General features: G+C 70.2%; 13 protein-coding genes. 4 read left to right on the top strand and 9 right to left on the bottom strand.

All coding sequences use genetic code 11. The annotated features are described in order from the left end of the window. Positions 1-2: 2 nt before the first annotated feature. The 9 genes from ACWDR3_RS23880 to ACWDR3_RS23840 all read right to left on the bottom strand — a co-directional run bounded on the left by ACWDR3_RS23880 (position 3) and on the right by ACWDR3_RS23840 (position 14386). Positions 3-1568 (bottom strand): apiosidase-like domain-containing protein, encoded by a 1566-nt coding sequence (locus ACWDR3_RS23880; RefSeq protein WP_450354569.1) that lies wholly within the window; start codon positions 1566-1568, stop codon positions 3-5. Beyond that, a complete protein-coding gene (locus ACWDR3_RS23875; protein WP_450354568.1) occupies positions 1565-4084 on the bottom strand; it encodes a beta-glucosidase in 2520 nt (839 codons plus the stop codon). Before ACWDR3_RS23875 ends, ACWDR3_RS23880 begins: the two co-directional genes overlap by 4 nt. Further along, on the bottom strand, positions 4081-6222 hold the full coding sequence (locus ACWDR3_RS23870; RefSeq protein ID WP_450354567.1) for a beta-galactosidase: 2142 nt from the start codon (positions 6220-6222) through the stop codon (positions 4081-4083). Before ACWDR3_RS23870 ends, ACWDR3_RS23875 begins: the two co-directional genes overlap by 4 nt. 4 nt (positions 6223-6226) lie before the next feature. Then, positions 6227-7714, bottom strand: a complete 1488-nt coding sequence (locus tag ACWDR3_RS23865; protein ID WP_450354566.1) for a glycoside hydrolase family 43 protein — start codon at positions 7712-7714, stop codon at positions 6227-6229. Next, complete coding sequence (locus ACWDR3_RS23860) at positions 7711-8637, bottom strand: ATP-binding cassette domain-containing protein (RefSeq protein WP_450354565.1); 927 nt, start codon at positions 8635-8637, stop codon at positions 7711-7713. Before ACWDR3_RS23860 ends, ACWDR3_RS23865 begins: the two co-directional genes overlap by 4 nt. After that, positions 8634-10487 (bottom strand): dipeptide/oligopeptide/nickel ABC transporter permease/ATP-binding protein, encoded by a 1854-nt coding sequence (locus ACWDR3_RS23855; protein ID WP_450354564.1) that lies wholly within the window; start codon positions 10485-10487, stop codon positions 8634-8636. Before ACWDR3_RS23855 ends, ACWDR3_RS23860 begins: the two co-directional genes overlap by 4 nt. After that, the gene (locus tag ACWDR3_RS23850) at positions 10484-11425 is read right to left on the bottom strand and encodes an ABC transporter permease (RefSeq protein ID WP_450354563.1); all 942 of its coding nucleotides are present in this window, start codon (positions 11423-11425) and stop codon (positions 10484-10486) included. Before ACWDR3_RS23850 ends, ACWDR3_RS23855 begins: the two co-directional genes overlap by 4 nt. Before the next feature lie 63 nt (positions 11426-11488). Beyond that, positions 11489-13018: an ABC transporter substrate-binding protein gene (locus tag ACWDR3_RS23845; RefSeq protein ID WP_450354562.1), complete on the bottom strand. Its 1530-nt coding sequence runs from the start codon at positions 13016-13018 to the stop codon at positions 11489-11491. 372 nt (positions 13019-13390) lie between these two features. Then, positions 13391-14386 (bottom strand): LacI family DNA-binding transcriptional regulator, encoded by a 996-nt coding sequence (locus ACWDR3_RS23840; protein ID WP_450354561.1) that lies wholly within the window; start codon positions 14384-14386, stop codon positions 13391-13393. A gap of 390 nt (positions 14387-14776) precedes the next feature. On the opposite strand from ACWDR3_RS23840, the gene ACWDR3_RS23835 reads away from it, so the two are divergent. From ACWDR3_RS23835 to ACWDR3_RS23820, 4 genes are all read left to right on the top strand, one after another. After that, entirely contained in the window at positions 14777-15802 is a 1026-nt protein-coding gene (locus tag ACWDR3_RS23835; RefSeq protein WP_450354560.1) for an alcohol dehydrogenase, read from the top strand. Positions 15803-15968: 166 nt separating this feature from the next. Continuing rightward, a complete protein-coding gene (locus ACWDR3_RS23830; RefSeq protein ID WP_450354559.1) occupies positions 15969-17498 on the top strand; it encodes an APC family permease in 1530 nt (509 codons plus the stop codon). A gap of 135 nt (positions 17499-17633) precedes the next feature. Further along, complete coding sequence (locus ACWDR3_RS23825; RefSeq protein WP_450354558.1) at positions 17634-18863, top strand: glycoside hydrolase family 88 protein; 1230 nt, start codon at positions 17634-17636, stop codon at positions 18861-18863. Positions 18864-19013: 150 nt separating this feature from the next. Then, complete coding sequence (locus ACWDR3_RS23820) at positions 19014-19775, top strand: sulfite exporter TauE/SafE family protein (protein WP_450354557.1); 762 nt, start codon at positions 19014-19016, stop codon at positions 19773-19775. Positions 19776-19780: the final 5 nt, after the last annotated feature.

The following is a 19780-nucleotide window of genomic DNA, read 5'->3' as shown; positions in this document are numbered from 1 at the left end:
GTTCAACTCCCGTTCGGGTCATGGCAGATGTACACCCTCGGTGCTCCGCCCTCGTCGGGTACGGGCTCGTCGGCGGTGGCGCGCACGCCCTCGCGGACGGTCTCGCCGGTCCGAGGGTCCACTACCCGGTAGGGGAGCGGGACGTTCGCCGGATCGGTGATGAACAACGGGCCGCCCTCCTCCGCGTAGCAGAGGTACAGCACGCCGGGGACGGACAGGCCCCGGGGGGCCAGGGCTGAGCGCCAGTCGGGGTGCATGTCCGTCAGTGGCAGGCCCGCCAGGATTCGGGAGACGAGACCGACGTGGCGTGAGCCCTCGAAGTCCAGTGCCTCCCGCCAGCCGGCGCCCTCCGCCAGGAAGAACTCCTCGTGCCCGGGTTCGGCGGCGTGCAGTCGCCACTGCCACAGGCTCGCCGCGCCGTACACCGCGCCCATCGTGCCGCCGGCGCAGAGGTTGCTCCAGGCCTCGTGCCCCTGCCACCAGCCCGCGGCACGGCCGGGGCGGCCGGTGTTCTCGTAGGTCGGCTCGCCGTTCGCGACCGCCTTGGCCGGGGTGTTGCGCCACATGTCCGCGACCCGTTCCTGGACGTGCCCGCCCATGTGGCCGGTCTGGCACCACTGGAAGTGCAGCCAACTCTCGCTCTGGTGGGCGTTGTTGTCGGCGTGCGGGCGGTAGTGGATGCCGCAGGGCTGGCCGTAGCCGTCCCAGCGGCCGACCTCCGCGCCGCCCGCCGCGATCTGCGGTTCGTGGCCCCCGCCGTCGGCGCCGACCAGGTAGACGGCGGGGGCGGCGCCGTAACGAGCCACGAGATAGCGGCAGTAGCGGGCGTACTCCTGCGGCGGGACCACCGGACCCGCCACCCGCAGGCCCTTCCAGCCGAACCCGTGGAAGAGCGGCTGGAGCACGGGGACGATCCCGTGCTCGCGCAGGATGCCGATCAGCCGGTCCACGTACTGGAAGTACGCCGGGTTCAGCACATTCACGTGCCCGGTGGGCAGGTCCTCGAAGCCGACGTCGAACCCCTCGTCAGCGGTGCGGTCGCGCGGTCCGCGCGCGTCCATGTCGGGCTGGACGCTCATCAGCAGAGCCGCGTTGAAGCCCTTGGCCCGCCGGTCGGCGGCGTACCGCGCGACCTGCTCCTCGGTCGCCCGCCAGGGCAGGGCCCAGGCGGTGTCGCCGACCAGCAGCGCGGGCGTCCCGTCGGCGTGCACCAGGCTGCGTCCGCCGGGCGACATCCGCCAGAAGCCGTGCCGGTGGAATGCGTTGCCGTCGTCCGGGGCAGGGCGGACGACGAGCACTCCGCTCTGCCCCGACAGTCCTTCGTCCGCGACGGAACTGCCGCTGCGCCAGGTCCAGTTGCCGTCCGTGAGAGGGGAGGCGAACCGGACCTTCCAGTCCCGGCCGCCGTCCCAGAAGGCCGGGCGGCGCAGGACCGTCCCCGACTCGTGGGTGAACTCGGCCCATACGTCGACATCGGTGTAGGGGTTGGCGTAGTCGAGTGCCCCGGTCAGGGTGAACTCGGTCTGCTGCCAGGGGGCGGCGGCCGTTTCCTTTTGTGGAGTGGTCATGCGCGGTTGACGGCGATGTCGGCGGTGAGAGGAAGGTTCGTCGACGACGGGCCCGCCTCCAGTGTGAAGGTCCCCAACTCGACCGCCCAGTCGCCCGCTTCGGTGTCCCAGTGCTCGAACGCCCGCGCGTCCACGGTGACCGTCGCGACGGCCTCCTCGCCGGCCCCCGCCTCGACCACCGCGAACCCGGCGAGCCAGCGGACCGGTCGCTCGACGGCACCGCCCGGGCGGCCGGCGTAGACCTGCACGACCTCCTTGCCGTGCCGGGTGCCGGTGTTGCGTATCCGGATCTCGGCCGTGAAGTCGAAGACGGTCGGCACCTCATCGGGCACGTCGATCGAGACGTACTCCCAGGTGGTGTACCCGAGTCCGTGTCCGAAGGCGTATCGGGGCGGCTGCCACCCGGCGCGCCCATCGCCCCGGTAGCCGATGAACAGACCCTCGTCGTAGGCGAGAACGCCGTCGACCGGCACGGTCGCTGGCAGCCCCCGCTCGGACACCGGCCAACCCGTCGGCAGCCGGCCACCCGGCTCCCGCACCCCCAACAGCACATCGGCGAGCGCGTTGCCGAACTCCTGCCCGGGGAACCAGGCCAGCAGCACCGCCGCCACCTCCTCGGCCCACGGAAGCAGCACCGGAGCACCGGAGTTGACCACCACGACGGTCCGCGGGTTGGCCTCGGCGACGCGGCGGACGAGTTCGTCCTGGCGGCCGGGCAGGGCCAGGCTGTCGCGGTCGAATCCCTCGCTCTCGACCTCCTCCGTGGTGCCGACCACGACCACGGCGACCTCGGCCGCGCGGGCGAGGGCCACGGCCCGCTCGATCTCCTCGTCGTCACTGCCGTGCGGGGGCTGGAGGTTGAGCTGGAACATGGTGACCGCGTCGCCGATGGAGTCGCCCGCGGAGACGGAGTCGACGTCGTGGGTGAGGACGACCGGGGTCTCCTCGTGCGCGGCCAGATCGACGGTGTGAAGGTGCTGAGGCGGAGTCATCAGCCCCTCCACCAGGTCTGCGCCCGGCGGGAGTTGAAGCCGTACGTCGAACACCTCGACCCCCGCGACGGCCAACCGGAAACGCCCGATCCCGGAACCGCCGATCGCGTACCGGCCGGCGTCCGCCGCGCGGATCACGGTGTGCACCTCCACCCGGGCGACCTGCTCGGTGGGCACCCCGGGCCCGTAGGACCCCATCCAGGTGTAGGCGCCCCCGGCGCGGCGCTCGGAGCCGAGCAGGGTGCCGTCAGCGGACAGGAAACGCACCTCCACGCCCTCGCCGAAGCCGTCAGGGTGGCGGAGGTAGGACAGCGCCGCAACGGGGATGCGGGTCTGCGGTGTGACGCCGATTCCGTGGGTGACCTCGACGTCCTCGCCCAGGGCGGCGCGGATGCCGTCGAGCGGGGAGACGGTGTAGGGCGGGAAGACGGTGGCGCTGCCGCCGCCGAGGGTCCGGGCCGTGGCGGCGTTGGGGCCCAGGACGGCGACCCTCGTCAACACCCCCCGGTCCAGGGGCAGTGCGGCGTCCTCGTTACGGGCCAGCACGAACCCGGCGGCGGCGGTCTCGCGCAGCCGGGCCGCGACCGACACGGCGTCGTACCGCGGCGGCCGGACCGCCTCAGGCAGGTCGCTCAACGCGCCGACCCGGGCGGCGAGCCGCAGCAGCCGCAGCACCTTGTCGTCCACGAGCGACTCGTCGACCTTGCCCTTGCGTACGGCGGCGACCAGCGCGTCGCCCCACGGGCCGATCGGACCGGGCATCACCAGGTCGAGCGCGGCACGCGCGGACGGCTCGGTCGTGCGGACGGCGAACCAGTCCGACATCACCAACCCGTCGAACCCCCAGTCCCCGTGCAGCACTTCACGCAGCAGCGGACTCTCGGTCATCGAGTGCCCGTTGACCCCGTTGTAGGCGGCCATGACCGCCCAGACCCCGCCCTCGCCGACGATCCGTTCGAACGGCGCCAAGTACAGCTCCCGCAGGGCGCGTTCGCTGATCCGCGCGTCGAGGGTCATGCGCTGGGTCTCGGAGTCGTTGCCGACGAAGTGCTTCACGGTGGCCGCCACACCGCCGTCCTGGACGCCACGGACATAGGCGACACCGATGCGGGCGGTGAGCAGCGGGTCCTCACTGAAGCACTCGAAGTGCCTTCCGCCGTAAGGGGTTCGGTGCAGGTTCACCGTGGGGGCGAGGAGGACGTCCACGCCCTTGCCACGTGCTTCGTGGGCGAGCAGTCCGCCGAGCCGTTCGATCAGCGGTTCGTCCCAGGTGGCGGCCAGGGCCGTGGGCGAGGGCACGTTGGCGGAGGGGCTGCGCTCGTCCCACAGTTCGCCGCGGACTCCGGCCGGTCCGTCCGAGACGACCAGTCTGCGCAGGCCGACGGCGGGTTCGGGGTGCAGGGACCAGAAGTCCGCGCCAGTCAGCAGCCGCACCTTCTGTTCCAGGGTGAGCGCGCCGAGGTGCCTGGCGAGTTCGGCTTCGTCAGTCGCGGACGGGGCGTCGGTGGTGGGCTGCCGGGTCACGGCGTCCTCCTCGGTGAAGTGTGGTCGGTGGGGGCGTCGCCCGTGCTCTCGACGAGGACCCGGACGTCCCAGGGGCCGAGCGGAAGGGCGTCTCCGGCGGTGAGACGCGCGCCGGTGAACAGGTCGCGGACGTCTCCCGGCAGGCGGTAGTCGACTGGATCCCAGGCCCAGTTGTGGACGAAGCGCAGGACGGCGCCGTCGGCGGTGGTGGCCGACGTGCACGTGACGGATGCCGGTCGGTCCGCGCGCCAGGCGTCGGCCGGAAGGGAGACCGAGGCGACCCAGCCCGCGAGGCTGTGCGCGAGTTCGCGGTCCGGGACGGTGCCTATGTACGTCACGCGGCCGGCGCCGTGTTCGTGGGTGGTGACGGCCGCGAACTGGCCCAGGTGCGGATGGTCGTATCCGGCGAGCACGGTCGCCCCCTCCGGGACCAGCCCGTCGGCCCATGCCGTGGCATGCCCGTGCAGGCTGGGGCCGTTAGCCGTTCCGTCCCCCTCGGTGATCGTGACCGGCGTCAACACATTGGTGAACTCCTGGTAGGACGCGCCCGCCGCGGGGCGCAGCACTCCGGGCATGACCGTGTGCCGGGCGACGGCCTCCTCGTCGGCGTACCCGGTGCGGGCTGTGAGGAGGAGATGGCCGCCGGCTTCCGCGTACCGGCGCAGCAGATCGAGTGTCGCGTCGTCCGCGATGTACAGCGCCGGGACCACCAGCACCGGCCATCGGTCCACCAACACCACCGGATTCGAAGGAAGTTGCTCCGGGGAAACGATGTCGACGGACAATCCGGCGTCGAACAGCCCCCGGTAGAAGGCAGCGACGATGCGGTCGTAGGACTGCGGATCGCCGAACCAGGCAGGGGAGTTGCCCCGGAGCGGCCCCATGAACTCCATCGCCCAGCGACTCTCGGCGGACAGCAGCATGCCTACGTCGCTGCGGGGCCGCAGTCCCTCGATCGCATCGCCGGCCTGCCGCAACTCCCCGGCGATCAGGGAGAGTTCCTCGTAGGTTCGGCCGGGCTCCAGGCTGTGCCCGAGGATGCCGCCCCAGTAGGTCTCGGCGCCGTAGTGCAGGGAGTGCCAGTGCCAGTACTCGATCATCCTGGCGCCGCGCGCGACCATGCTCCACACGGCCTGGCGGGCCTGGCCCCGGTAGAGGGGGAAGTTGTCCGCGGAGCCGCCGATCGAGGTGGCGTTGGTCTCCATGACGAGGAAGGGTTCCTGGCGGATGCCGCGTGCCATGTCGTTCTGGAGATAGAGCCAGGCGGGCCCTGACCAGGAGACGAAGAACGGGTACAGTCCGCCGTCCGGCTCGTCGGAGCCCGGCAGCGCGAGCCCGTCCTGGGTGGCGTAGTAGATGTTCGCCCCGGCGACGTCCAGGGGCTGGCCGATGGCCGAGATGTCCAGCCCCTGCTGACCGAGGGCGACGCAGGTGGTGACGAAGTGGTGCTCCGGTACCAGGCCGCGGACCAACTCGGCGTGCCAGGTGATGTATTCCTGAGTCAGCCGCGACTGGTAGCGGCGCCAGGCGAGGTCGTACGACGGAGTGGAGTTGCCGTCGGGGGTCCACAGGTCCGCCCAGTCCTGGAGCCGGTGGGACCAATAGGTCAGCCCCCAGCGGTGGTTGAGCGTCTCGACGTCGCCGTAGCGCTCGCGGAGGTGGTCGAGGAAGCCCTGGAACACCGAGTCGTTGTGGAAGAGCCGCAGGCCGGGCTCGTTGTCGACCTGCCAGCCGATGACCGCCGGATGGTCGGCGTAGCGTCCCACGATCTTGCGGACCAGCCGCTCGGCGAGGTGCCGGAAGGCCGGGTGCGAGTAGTCCGCGTCCTGCCGCATGCCGTACGGGATCGGCTCCCCGGTGCGTGAACGGGCCGCCGTCTCCGGGTACTTGCGGCGCAGCCACGGCGGGACGGCGTAGGTCGGGGTGCCCACGATCGCCTTGATGCCGCGCTCGTGGGCTGCGTCGAGCACCGGTTGCAGCCAGTCGAGGGCGAATTGACCCTCGCGGGGTTCCCAGGTCGACCAGACCGACTCGCCCACCCGGATGACACTGAACCCGGCCTCGGCCATCAGATCGAGGTCCTGCGCGAGTCGCTCGTACGGCTGGTACTCGGTGTAGTAGGCGGCTCCGAAGAGCATGGCGTCAGTCCTCGCCCCGGTAGCTGAACCGGTCGAAGGCGACCGATCCTTCAGCTGCGTACATACCGACGACCCGGCCCGTGAAGGACGCCGCCGTCTCCGCGGAGACATAGCGGCCGTCCAGCGCGGCGAGTTCGACCGGGCCGGTGCCGGAGTCGACGGACAGACGGACCACGTCCGGGCCGAGGGCGTCGAGGTCCATGCCGCTGACCTGCTCGGTCTCGATCCGCAGGGTCACCACCCCGGCGGGGACCGGCTGCTCCCAGGTCTGACTGAGCCCGCCCACCCGGGCGCGGGCACGGGCGACACCGGCGCCCACCTCGATGTCGTAGTGATGACGTTCGTCGATCCGCAGGCTCAGCCCGCCGACCCCAGCGGCGCTGTCCACCCGGACCGAGAAGACGGCGGATTGATGCTGCTGGCGGCGGCCGACGAACCGTGGCCGGGGGTCGTCCATGGTGGAGCCGTCGGCGTGTACGACGAGGTGGCCCGGGCGCTCGGTGAGCGAGGACCAGTCGGCGGCCGGCGTCCGTATCGAGAGCCATTCCGGGCCTAGTTCGGCGTCGGTGAAGTCCTCGTGCCGCTCAACCGGTCCGGTCGGCGGGGTCAGGTGGACCGGCTGCACGACCGGCCAACCGTCGACCCATTCCAGCGAGGTGCTGAACGTCTCGCGGCCCATGGGGGAGAAGGCCCTGGTCAGGCCGCCAGGTCGCATCCCCAGCAGGATCAGCGCCCAGCCGCCGTCGGGGGTGCGCACGAGATCGGCGTGGCCGGTGTTCTGGACCGGGCGGGCGGTGCTGCGGGCGCTGAGCACCGGGTTGGCCGGGCAGCCCTCGAAGGGGCCGTCCGGACGGGTGCCGCGGGCGACGCTCACGGAGTGCCCGCGCTCGGTGCCGCCCTCGGCGATCAGGAGGTACCAGGTGCCGTCGATCTCGTAGAGGTGTGGTGCCTCGGGGAACATCAGGCCGGTGCCCGACCACAACGACCTTGGTTCTTCGAGGGCTTGGCCGGTGTCGAGGTCCATGCGGACCTGCTGGACGCCCAGATGCTCGCCGGCGCGGTCGCCGTCGAGTTGCAGACCCGAGTAGGTGACGAAGCAGGTGCCGTCCGCGTCCCAGGCGAGGTCCGGGTCGATGCCGTTCATCCCCTGCATGACGATGCCGTCGGACCAGGGTCCCTCGGCCCGTTCGGCGGTGAAGATCAGACTGCCGCGTCCCATGGCGTCGGTGACCACCAGCCAGAAGCGGCCGTCGTGGAACCGGATCGTCGGCGCCCATGCTCCGCCGAGGGTGGGGACTTTCTCCACCGCCAACTGCCCCGGTCGGGTCACGACGTTGCCGATCTGCTCCCAGTGGACCAGGTCGCGGCTGTGGAACAGCGGTATGCCGGGGAGGTACTCGAAGCTGGAGCAGGCGAGGTAGTAGTCGTCGCCGACGCGGGTGACGCTGGGGTCCGGGTGGAAGCCGGGGACGGTGGGGTTGGGCAGGGTCATGCGCGGTCTCCCGACGTCGAGGCGGTGACGGAGGTGTTCGCGGAGGTGTGGGCCGCCATGGCCGCCGCCAGCCTCTGCCGCTCGGCCCGGCGTTCCGCCTGACGTCCCGGATCCGGCACGGGCGCGGCGAGCAACAGGCGCTTGGTGTAAGGGTGTTGAGGTGTGGTAGTGACGGTCGAGGCATCCCCGGTCTCGACGATCTCACCGTCGGACATGACCGCCACCCGGTGGCTGATGTGCCGAACGACGGAGAGGTCGTGGGTGACGAAGAGGTAGGCGACGCCGGTGCGTTCCTGGATCTCGACGAACAGGTCCAGCACCCGGGCCTGCGTCGAAAGGTCCAGTGCGCTGACCGGCTCGTCGCAGACGATGACCCTCGGGTCCCGGGACAACGCCCGGGCGATGGCGATGCGTTGGCGCTGCCCGCCGGAGAACTCCCGTGGCAGCCGCTCCCCGGCGTCGGCTGGCAGCCGGACCTGGTCGAGCAGGTCCCTCACCCGCTTCTCGGCCTCCGCCCGGGAGGCGCCCGCGACCCGCAGCGGCTCGCTGAGGATGTCGGTCACCGTCATCGCCGGATTGAGCGAGGTGTACGGGTCCTGGAAGACGACTTGGATGTCGTCACTAAGCGCGCGGCGCTCCTTCGCCCCCAGGCCCGAGATGACCTTGCCGCGGTAGCGGACGGCGCCGGAGGCGACCGGCACCAGTCCGAGGACGGCCCGGCCCAGCGTCGTCTTGCCCGAACCCGACTCACCGACAAGCCCGAGCGTCTCGCCCGCGCCGATCGTGATCGACACCCCCTTGAGCACGCGGAACGGCGGCTTGCGCCAGCCTTTCGCCGGGTACTCCACGACCACGTCCTCGGCCACCAGCAGGGGTTCCGCCGGGAGTTCCGTCTTCGGTGTCCCGTTCATGGTCCCGGTCATGCCGGACCCTCCTGACGTGCGGCGTTCGCGATCCCCGTGACTCCCGCGACGCTCGCCGGCACGGTGCGACTCGGACTCAGGGCGGACCGTGGCTCCGCGTCCTCCAACGTGGACGCCAGGAGCATGCGGGTGTACGGGTGTTGGGGATCGGCGAACAACTGCCGTACGGGAGCGGACTCCACCACCGTCCCGGTCTGCATCACCGTCACGCGGTCACAGATGTCGGCCACTACACCGAAGTCGTGGGTCACCAGGATCACGCCCATGTTCCGCTCGCTCTGAAGAGACCGGATCAGATCGAGCACCTCGGCCTGCACGGTCACGTCGAGGGCGGTGGTCGGCTCGTCGGCGATCAGCAGATCCGGTTCGCAGGACACCGCGCCCGCGATGAGCACGCGCTGCGCCATACCGCCGGAGATCTGGTGCGGATAGGAGGTGAAGACCCGTTCCGGGTCGGTGATTCCGACCCGCTCCAGCAGGCCGAGTGTCTTCGCCTTCGCCTCGGCCGCCGACACCCCCAGGTGTCGACGCACCGGTTCGACCAGTTGGGCGCCGATCCGGAACGAAGGGTCGAGGTTGGACATCGGTTCCTGCGGCACGTAGGCGATCCGGCGACCGCGGTAGCGGTTCATCTCCGCGCGGCCGTGGCCTCCCAACTCCTTGCCGTCGAACACCAGTCGACCGGTGGAGACCCGCGCCTCCCGGGGCAGCAGACCGAGGACGGCGAAGGCGGTCTGGCTCTTGCCCGAGCCCGATTCCCCTACGAGTCCGAGGACTTCACCCCGACGCACCGTCAGGGAGACGCCGTCGACAACGGCCTTCTCTCCCTCGGCCGTCGGATAGGAGACAGTGAGGCCTTCGAGCACGAGCAAGGCGCCGTCCGCGTCCGTCGATGCGGAACCCGTGGCCGGCGACGTCCTCTCCGCGACCTGCCGGCGGGCCACCGCGCGGCGCGCCTTCCGCCCGCCGCCGACCGCGCTCCCGTCCAGCGCGTCCCGCACGGCATTGCCCAGCAACCCGAACGCGGCGACGGTCACCGCGAGCGCAACTCCCGGCCAGACCAGCAGGACCGGCTTGGTGTAGATGTTCGCGAAGGCGTCGTTGAGCATGGAGCCCCAGCTCGCCTGGGTCGCCGAGCCCAGACCGAGGAACTCCAGGCCGGACTGGATGACGATGCCCAGACCGAGCATCTGGGCGGCCTGGATGATGGTCGGCGCCTGCACGACGGGCAGGATGTGCCGGCGGATGATCCGGGGGTCTGTCAGACCGGACACCCGCGCCGCGTCCACGTACAGCTCCTCGCGTACGGAGATCACGGAGGCGCGGATCAGCCGGAAGACACCCGGCGACATCAGCACGCCGAAGACGGCCATGGCGAGGTAGGTGTTCTGCCCCACCGCGGACATCACGACGAGCAGCACGATGATCGCCGGTACGGCCATCAGCAGGTTGGACACCCAACTGCTCACAGCGTCGAACCACTTGCGGTAGTACCCGGCCACCAGACCGGTGGGAACACCGATCGCCAGCGCGACAGCCACCGCGAGCAGGGCACCGAGCAGGCTCGTACGCCCGCCGTAGAGCAGTCGGGCCAGGACGTCACGGCCGACGCCGTCACCGCCCAGCGGATGCTTCCCGCTCATCGGTGCCAGGCTGTCGGTCAGCGAGGTGTGCGCCGGGTCCTGGCTGGTCAGCAGCGGTGCGCACAGACTGGCCAGCGCGATGAGTGCGAGGAGCACCAGACAGGTCACCGCCATCGGGCTGCGCAGGAGCCGGCGCAGGAGCCCCGCCCGCCCCGGCGTGGCGACAGCGATCGTGTGTGCCCCTTGTTCGGGCTGAGGGAGCGTCATCCGACACGCACCTTCGGGTTGAGCCATCCGTACGCGAGGTCCATCAGGATGTTCACCACCACGACGAGGGCGACCATCACCACGACGACGCCCATGACCACGGGGGTGTCGCCCTGCGATCCGGCGGTGGTGGCCTGGCTGCCGATGCCGTTGAGGCCGAAGACCTTCTCGACGACCACCGCGCCGCCGACAAGGCCGATGAACTGCAGGGCCAGCACGGTCAGCGCGGCCGGAGCCGCATTGCGCAGGGCGTGCCGGAACAGCAGGCTGCGCTCGCTGATGCCACGGCTGCGGAGGGTGCGTATGTAGTCCGCGCGCAGTACGTCGACCATGGAGCCGCGCACCTGCTGGGCGGTGGCGGCGATTGCTCCGACGGCGAGCGACAGCGCCGGGAGAGTGATCGAGCGGAGCCAGCCGCCCGCCGAGTCCGCAAGCGGCACGTAGCCGGTCGCTGGCAGCCAGCCCAGGTGGACGCCGACCACGACGGCGAGCACCAGGGCGACCAGGAAGCTGGGCACCGCGAACCCGAGGACCGCGAGAAGCTGCACCACCTGGTCCAGGGCACCCCGGCGCACCGCGGCGGCCACGCCCAGCACCGTGCTCAGTACCGCCGACAGCAGCAGCGCCGCCAGCACGATCGACAGCGTCACCGGCAGCTTGTTCTCCAGCGAAGTCATCACGGACTCACCGCTGAACCACGAGCTGCCGAGGTTGCCGTGCAGCGCGTCCCCGAGCCAGTGGCCGTAGCGGACCACGAAGGGCTCGTCGAGGCCGAGTTCGGCGGACTTGGCCGCCACCTGCTGCTGGGTGGCGGTCTGCCCCACGATCTGGCGCACCGGATCGGAGCCCGTGAGGCCCATCAGCGCGAAGGTCGTGGTCGCGATCACCAGGACCAGGACCAGCCCGGCGACGACGCGCCGGACCAAGAACACAATCATCGGTCTCTCCACCTTGCCTTTCTCCGACTTGCCCTGCTCGGACCGGTGTTGATCGGTGGCGGGTCAGCCGACGGGCTTGAAGTTGTAGATCGGCGGAACGGCGGCGAACGTCTGCGGGGTGAAGGTGATCCCCTTGGTCGTCGCGTAGGTGTTCTCCACGGAGTCCCAGGGCGCGTTCCACGCCTGGTCGACGAGGTAGGTGTTGAGCTCCTTGAACAGCGCGTCCTGGGCGGCGCCGGTCGCCGAACGGGCCTTGGTGATCAGGTCGGTGACCTTGGCGTCCTCGGTGTGCAGCGGATTCCACAGCGCGCTCTTGGCCACCTCGATCTGGATGGTGTCCCAGGGACGGAAGGAGGCCAGCGTCATGTACGACAGCGGGTACTTGCCCGCGAGAAGGGCGCTGATGAACTGGGAGACCGGGATCTTGTCGACCTTGACCTTGATCCCGATGTCCTCCAACTGCTGCACCATGGCCGCCTGTTGGTCCGGGAAGACCGACGACACGTCCGGGACGGTGACCGAGAAACCGTTCGGGTAGCCCGCCTCGGCCAGCAGCTGCTTGGCCTTCTTCGGGTCGTAGGAGTACTTCGAGTTCAGCGACTCGTCGAAGGCCGAGCCCGCCGGGTTGAAGATCTGCGTCGTCGCCTTGCCCAGCCCCTGCTTCGCCGTCTTGACGATCGTGGTCCGGTCGAAGGCGTAGTTGATGGCCTGGCGCACCCGGACGTCACCGAGCGCCTTGACGATCTTTCCGGCCCGGTCCCAGATGTAGACGCCCTCGACGTCACCGGAGGTGAACTTGGTGACGTTCAGCCCGCTGCTCTTGGCCGGCGCGATGTTCTTGGCGCTCGCCAGCAGCGCGCCGTTGACCTGCCCCGAACGCAGCGCGTTGAGGACGGCGGTCGGGTCGGTGAGCGGCTTGAGGACGATCTTGTCGAAGGGGAAGGCGGCCTTGTTCCAGTACCCCGGATTGCGCACGAAGGTGTACGTACTGCCCGCCGTGGTCGCGGACTTGTCCAGGGTGTAGGGACCGGAGCCCACCGGGTCGTTCTTGATCGTCCCCGCGGTGATGGCCTTGGGGCTGGCGATCATGCCGGCCACATTGCCGAGGTTCGGCACCAGCGAGGGGTCGGGGGCCGACAGCTTGATCGCGACCGTCGTGGCGTTGACGACATCGACACCGCTGATGCTCGCGAGCTGGCCCGCCGCCTCGCTGGTGCCTCCCTTGGTGTGCAGCAGATTGGCCTTGACCGCCGCCGCGTCCAAGGCGGTGCCGTCGGTGAACTTGACACCGCTGCGCAGGGTCAGCGTGAGGACCGTACGAGCCGCGTCGTAGGACCACTTGGTCGCCAGGTTGGGCTTCACCTCGGCCGTCGGGGAGAGCCGGAACAGCGAGTCGTATACGGGCTGGTAGTACTGCGCGTTGTTGCCGAGCCCGGCGTCGGCCAGGTCCCAGGGCTGCGCCGCGACCAGCGGGGCCAGGGTGAGGGTGCCGCCGGTGGCCGCCTTGCCCGAACCGGAACTCGATCCCGAGCCGCACGCGGCCGCGGACAACATCAGGACAGTCGATACGGCCGTCAGCGCGATTCTTCGCATGGGTACTCCGCTGGTGAGTTGATGACCGGGCGGCCTCGGACATCGAGCCGCCCTTGAGGGCCTCGGAGGTATGGGAGAACCAGGTCCTGACGCGGCTTCGACCGCTCTTGGCAGTCAGCCGACCCTGGCCGAAGGGGGTGTGGTCGCCACCGTTTTCGGTGGGCGAGAACCAGCCACTGATACGTACAAGTGAAACGTATGCGTAACGTAAGCCCAGCCCGTGGCGGGCCACAAGACCCGTGCATCAGTGATTTCCGGAAAGCCGGAATTCGGGGGAGAGGGGCGTGATGGCGCGCCTGGTCCAGGCGTGCCTGAGGGACGCGAGGTGCATGAGAGACGCGAGGGAAGCCCCGAGACCGGGGCCGGCCGGCGTCAGGCCGATTCGCGCACGACCAGGCTCAGTGGAGTCACCTGGGGCTGCGTCGGCAGCGACCGGCCGGTCACGCCGTTGACGATCATCCGGGCCGCGCGGCCCACGACGACGTCGAGGTTGTTGTCGATCGTGGTCAGCGGCGGCATCGCGAAGGGCGCCAGCTTGTCGTTGTCGACACCGATCACGGCGAGGTCGCCGGGGGCGGCCAGACCCACCCTGCGCATGCCCGCGAGGAGGGCGAACGCCGTCTCGTCGTTGTAGGCGCACACTCCCGTGACCGCCGGGACGGCCGAGTGCCAGCCTTCGGCCGCGGCGGCCGCGGCCGAGATGTCGAGGGGCACTTCGAGCACGACGGGCGGTTCCAGGCCGAGTTCCGCGCAGGCGCCACGGGCGCCGTCGAGTCGCAGGGTCAGGAAATCCTTGAGCCGGGGATCCCCGGGAGCGGCGTAACCGATACGCGTGTGCCCCGTCGCCGCCAGCCGCTCGACCTGCATCGTTCCGATGAGTCGCTGGGGAACGGTCAGGACGCCCGGGGTGGACGTCGGGCTCATCCCGGCGCTGACCACATGGATGCCGGCCGCCCGCATGCTGGCGACGTCCTCCTCGGGGACGTCGAAGGCCGTCATCACCGCCGCCGGTGCGAGTTCCCGCCACAACGACTCCAGCGGGGCGTGCCGTTCGCGCCGGGTGACGAGGTTCAGGCCGTGGCGCTCCAACTCGTCGCCCAGCAACTCGACCAGGGCCGTCAGCGTGCCGCCGACGGGAACGTCCGGAAGGAACATCAGCACCAGGTCGCTGCGGCCCAGGCGGAGCGCGCGGGCGGCGGCCGACGGCTTGTAGCCCAGCTTCGCGACCGCGTCCAGCACCTTGCGCCGGGTCTGCTCGGAGATCTTCTGGTGCGGCGCGTCGTTCAGCACATAGCTGACCGTCGTCTGCGAGACCCCGGCTTCCTTGGCGACGTCGGTCGCCGTCACGCGGCCGGTCCTGCCCGCCATAGGAGCCTCCTGGGAACATCTCGGACATGCCGATAGGACGTGTCCGAACGAGTGGTGTGCGTCACTGAATCGTAACAGTGACCATAGAGCGTGTCCGAGGAGTCGGACACCCCGCCGACGCGATCGGCTCGATCCGCCGTGTTGTCGAGGCCGTCGGAGAGTGGTGGGATGGATGCCCTCACGCGTCGGAACGCGCGAGAGGGAGGTGACCCGCAGGCGACACAGGCCGGGCGCGATGTCACGCTCCGTGGGTTTCGACCGTGCCGGGCGTGCTCTCCGGCGAGGCCCGCCCCCTCATCCCTCCTGCTCGACTTCTGTTCGACGCGCACGATCGGCCCACGGCTGATCCACTGGTGCGGGGGCGGTCGTACGCGACTTCCGGGGAGACGCATGAGTACCTACCGAGTTGCACAAGTGACCGCCGCCGGCGGGGACTTCGAGATCACCGAGCGTGACGTGCCGAGGCCGGGCCCCCGCCATGTGCGGGTGGCCGTGGAGGCCTGCGGGATCTGCCACAGCGACACCCTGTTCGTGAACGGCGCCGTGCCCGGCCTGACGTTCCCGGTGGTGGCCGGACACGAGATCGCCGGCCGCGTCGACGAACTCGGCGAGGGCGCCGACGACTACGGCTGGCAGGTGGGCGACCGCGTGACCGTCGGCTGGTTCGGCGGCAGCTGCGGCCACTGCAAGCAGTGCAGGCAGGGCGACTTCATCGTCTGCCAGAACCTCAAAGTCCCGGGCTGGGCGTACGACGGCGGCTTCGGCGAGATGATGATCGCGCCGGTCGACGCCCTGGCCCGGATCCCCGAGGCGCTGTCGGCGGCGGACGCGGGCCCGATGGCCTGCGCGGGCGTGACCACGTACAACGGACTGCGGCGCAGCTCCGCGCGGGCCGGCGATCTGGTCGCCGTGCTGGGTCTCGGCGGCCTCGGTCACCTGGGGGTGCGGTTCGCGACGGCCATGGGCTTCGAGACGGTGGCGATCGCCAGGGGAGCCGACAAGGCCGACTTCGCCAAGCAGCTCGGCGCCCACCACTACGTCGACAGCACGGCGGCCACGTCCGTCGCCGAGGCCCTGCAGTCCCTAGGCGGAGCCAGGGCCGTGCTGGCCACCGCCAGCAACTCCGCCGCCATCAGCTCGACCGTGGACGGGCTGGCGCCGCGCGGTGAACTGATCGTCATCGGAGGGGCGCCCGAGTCGCTGGACATCAATCCGACCCAGCTGCTCATGAGCGCCAAGATCGTGCGCGGCCACCCGTCCGGTACGGCACAGGACGTCCAGGACACCCTGGAGTTCAGCGCCCTGCACGGCATCCGCCCGATGACCGAGACCGTACCGCTGGACCAGGTCGACCAGGCGTACCAACGCATGCTCTCGGGCGCCGCCCGCTTCCGGATGGTGCTCACGACCGGGTGAGGCCGCCCGTCGGCTCGTTACGGCGGCGAAACAGCGCCGGGATCACAGGTGAAACAAAGCGGAAGAAGTAATGGTCAAGACTTGTAAATGAACACTTGTGTGCTTTTGGGTGGGGCCCGATCATTGGCCGAATCCCACCCGTGGTACGAGCACGCAGGAGCTCCCGGTGACCGCTGGCCAGACTTTTCTCGACGCGGCCGGCACGCCGGCAGCGGCCCAGACGGAGCGGCAGAAGCTGCGCAAGCACTTCGGCCGCTTCGACATCCTCTTCTTCCTCCTCTGCACCATCGTCGGCGTCGACACCATCGGCACCGTGGCCTCGTCCGGCGCGGAGGCGTTCACCTGGCTCATCGTGCTGGCCGTGGTGTTCTTCGTGCCCTCCGCGCTGCTGATCGCCGAACTCGGGGCCGCCTTCCCGGACGAGGGCGGCCCCTACATCTGGACCAGCCGCGCCTTCGGCCGCCTCGCGGGCGCCGTCAACAACTTCCTGTACTGGATCACCAACCCGGTCTGGCTCGGCGGCACCCTCTCCGTCTCCGCCGTCACCGCGTACACGACCTTCTTCCACGACGGCAAGGACCTGAGCACCCCCGCCTTCTACGCCTTCACCCTCGTCTTCATCTGGGTCGGCGTCCTCGCCGCGATCCTCTCCTTCGACGTCGGCAAGTGGATTCCCACCATCGGTGCCTGGAGCCGCTTCGTCCTCCTCGGCCTGTTCACCGTCACGGTCGTGATCTACGGCATCAAGCACGGCCTGCACGGATTCGGGCTCGGTGACTTCTCCCCGACGTACGTGGGCTTCGTCGGCCTGGTCCCCGTCCTGATGTTCAACTACGTCGGCTTCGAGCTGCCCAACACCGCAGGCGACGAGATGACCGACGCCCAGAAGGACGTGCCCTTCGCCATCTTCCGCAGCGCCGCCCTCTCCGTGCTGCTCTACGCGCTGCCGATCCTCGGCATCCTGCTGGTCCTCCCGGTCAAGGCCATCACCGGCCTCGGCGGTTTCATCGACGCGATCCGCCAGGTCTTCACCGTGTACGGCGGTCACGTCGGCGCGGACGGCACGGCCACCCTGAGCGGCTTCGGCAGCGTGCTCGGGGACCTCGCCGCGGTCATGTTCATCCTCACGGTGCTGTCCTCCGGCGTCACCTGGGTCATGGGCTCCGACCGCGCCCTCGCCGTCTCCGGCTACGACGGCGCCGCGCCCCGCTTCCTGGGCGTCATCTCCAGCCGGTTCGGCACGCCGGTACGGGTCAACATCCTCAGCGGCCTGGTCTCCACCCTCGTCCTGGTCCTGGCCCACGAACTCACCAACGGCAGCGCGGCCAAGCTCTTCGGCGCCGTCCTCGGCCTCGCCGTCTCCACCACCCTCGTCAGCTACTTGGGTATCTTCCCGGCGCTCGCGGTCCTGCGCCGCAAGGCCCCGCACGTCCCGCGCCCGTACAAGGCGCCCTTCCCGCGCACCATCAGCGTGGTCCTCACCCTGCTCATCCTGTTCGCGAGCGTGCAGTTGGTCGCCCCCGGGCTCGGCGACCACTGGTTCGGCGCCGACTACGCGCCGGATGGCTGGAGTTACGGCGAGCGCTGGAAGTACCTCCTGACGGAGGCCGTCCCGCTCGCCGGGTTCATGCTCCTCGGCGTCCTCTTCTGGGCACTGGGCAGCCCGACGCGCAGGGCGGCGGCAGTGAAGGAGTAGCCGCGACCCTGAAGTGCCCCTACCTCACCAGCTGTTCACATGGATGAACTCCGCACACGGTGGTGTACACCACTGATACCGCTGTGCAAAGCTCGGTCAACTGCGTTCTCCCGTTGACCAGTTGGAGGTGCGGGCATGAGTGTTTCCCGACGTACGGTCCTGGCCACGGCGGCGAGTGCCGCAGCCGTCTACGCGTCCGCGGCACCGGCCGCGGGCGCGGTCAACGACCGCTTACCGGTATCGACCCTGAGCACGCTGAGTTCGGCGGCCGACTACGCGGTCGCGAAGGTCCGCGCGGTCGCGCCGAGTGCGACCGGCTTCCCGGTCGGGACGAAGTTCGAGAAGTGGACGTACTCCCAGAACGGCGACTGGGTCGGCGGCTTCTGGCCCGGAACGCTGTGGATGGCCTGGCTCCACACCGGGGACACCGCCTTCCGCACCTGGGCACTCGCGTCAGCGGCCAAGCTCGCGCCCCGGCAGACCGACACGGGGACACACGACCTCGGCTTCCTCTTCTACCCGTCATGGGTCACCGCCTGGCGCCTTACGGGCGACGCCAGTTGGCGCACCGGCGCCATCCGCGCGGCCGACTCCCTGATCCAGCGGTACAACTCGAAGGGCCACTTCATCCGGGCCTGGGGCGCGCTGAGCGACACGTCCAACGCCGGCCGGGTCATCATCGACACGATGATGAACCTCGACCTGCTGGCCTTCGCGAGCAAGCAGACCGGCGACCCGAAGTACCTGAACATCGCCGTGGAGCACGCGAAGACGGCGCAGCGCGTCTTCCCCCGCGCCGACGGATCGATCCCGCACGTCTACGACTTCGACCCGACCACCGGCGCGGCCATCGGGCCCAACACCGTGCAGGGCTACAGCCCCACGTCCGCCTGGTCGCGCGGACAGGCATGGGGCATCTACGGATTCACCACCATGTACCGGCGGACCGGCAACACGGAGTTCCTGACCACCGCACGCAAACTCGCCGACTACGCCGTAGCGGCATTGACCCCCGACAACGTTCCGGTGTGGGACTACCGCGCGCCCCAGGCGCCCAACGACATCAAGGACGCGTCGGCCGGCGCCATCATGGCCTGCGGACTGATCGACCTGGCCACCGCGTCCGGCCGACCCGCCTACCGCGATGTCGCCCTGCGCCTGCTCACCGCCCTGTCGGAGAACTGCCTCACGAGGAACTCGACCCGAGCCGACGCGGCCGTCGCCCGCTGCACCCGCAACCGTCCCGCCGAGGACGGCATCGAGGTCTCGCTCCCGTACGCCGACTACTACCTCCTGGAGGGCATTCTGCGGGTGCTGCGCCCGAGCGACGTCGACCGAGCGATCGATCTGTCGTCGGTGGCCTGAGCGGATCCGGGGCCGACCTGACCCCGACCCGCCGTCTCCCCATGTAGACACCATCCGTACCCTGGGACCTGCACCACCCGGGCCCGCTCCACACAGCGGGCCGAGTCGCAACGGCGCGACGTGGGACCGCTCGACCCAGGGAGCAACCGCGTGAACGCCGGCTCCGCACTGCTGCTCGCGCTCGCCGGCGTGGCCTCCGGTCTTGCCGGATCGATCGCCGGGCTCGCCTCGCTCTTCAGCTATCCGGCGCTGCTGGCGGCAGGACTGCCGCCGGTGGCCGCCAACGTGACCAACACCGTCGCGCTGTTCACCAACACCCTTGGCACGGCGGCCGGTTCACGCGAGGAACTGCGCGGCCAAGGACGCCGCCTGCTGCGCCTCTCGCTCCTCGCTGCCATCGGGGGAGCGGTGGGCGCGGCACTGCTCCTCGGCACACCGTCCTCGGCGTTCGAGCAGGTCGTGCCGTGGCTGATCGCCCTGGGTTCGGTGCTGATCCTGGTCCGCGAACCCCTGCGCCGGCTGGCCGCCCGGCGCGAGGCCAAGGCCGATGGCGTACGCTCCGAACTGCCGCTGGTCTGCGCGGTGTTGCTCGTCGGGCTGTACGGCGGCTACTTCGGCGCCGCGGCCGGTGTCCTGATGCTGGCTGTCCTGTCCTTGTCGGCGAACGAACCCCTGCCCGTGACCAACGCCGTGAAGAACATCGTGACCGGCGCCGCCAACGTCACCGCGGCCGTCGCCTATGCCTTCCTCGCCCCCGTCGACTGGGCGGCCGCCGTCGCCCTCGGGCTCGGGTGTCTGGTCGGCAGCCGGGTGGGGCCGGTGGTCGTACGGCGCCTTCCCGAGAAGCCGCTGCGCATCGCGATCGCGCTGGCGGGCCTCGGGCTCGCCGTCTCGCTGTGGCTCCGGGCGTAAGGTGC

It is taken from the genome of Streptomyces sp. NPDC001002 (genome assembly GCF_053599215.1).
The sequence above is the reverse complement of the archived record's forward strand: the minus strand, read 5'-3'. Positions and strand labels throughout refer to the sequence as shown.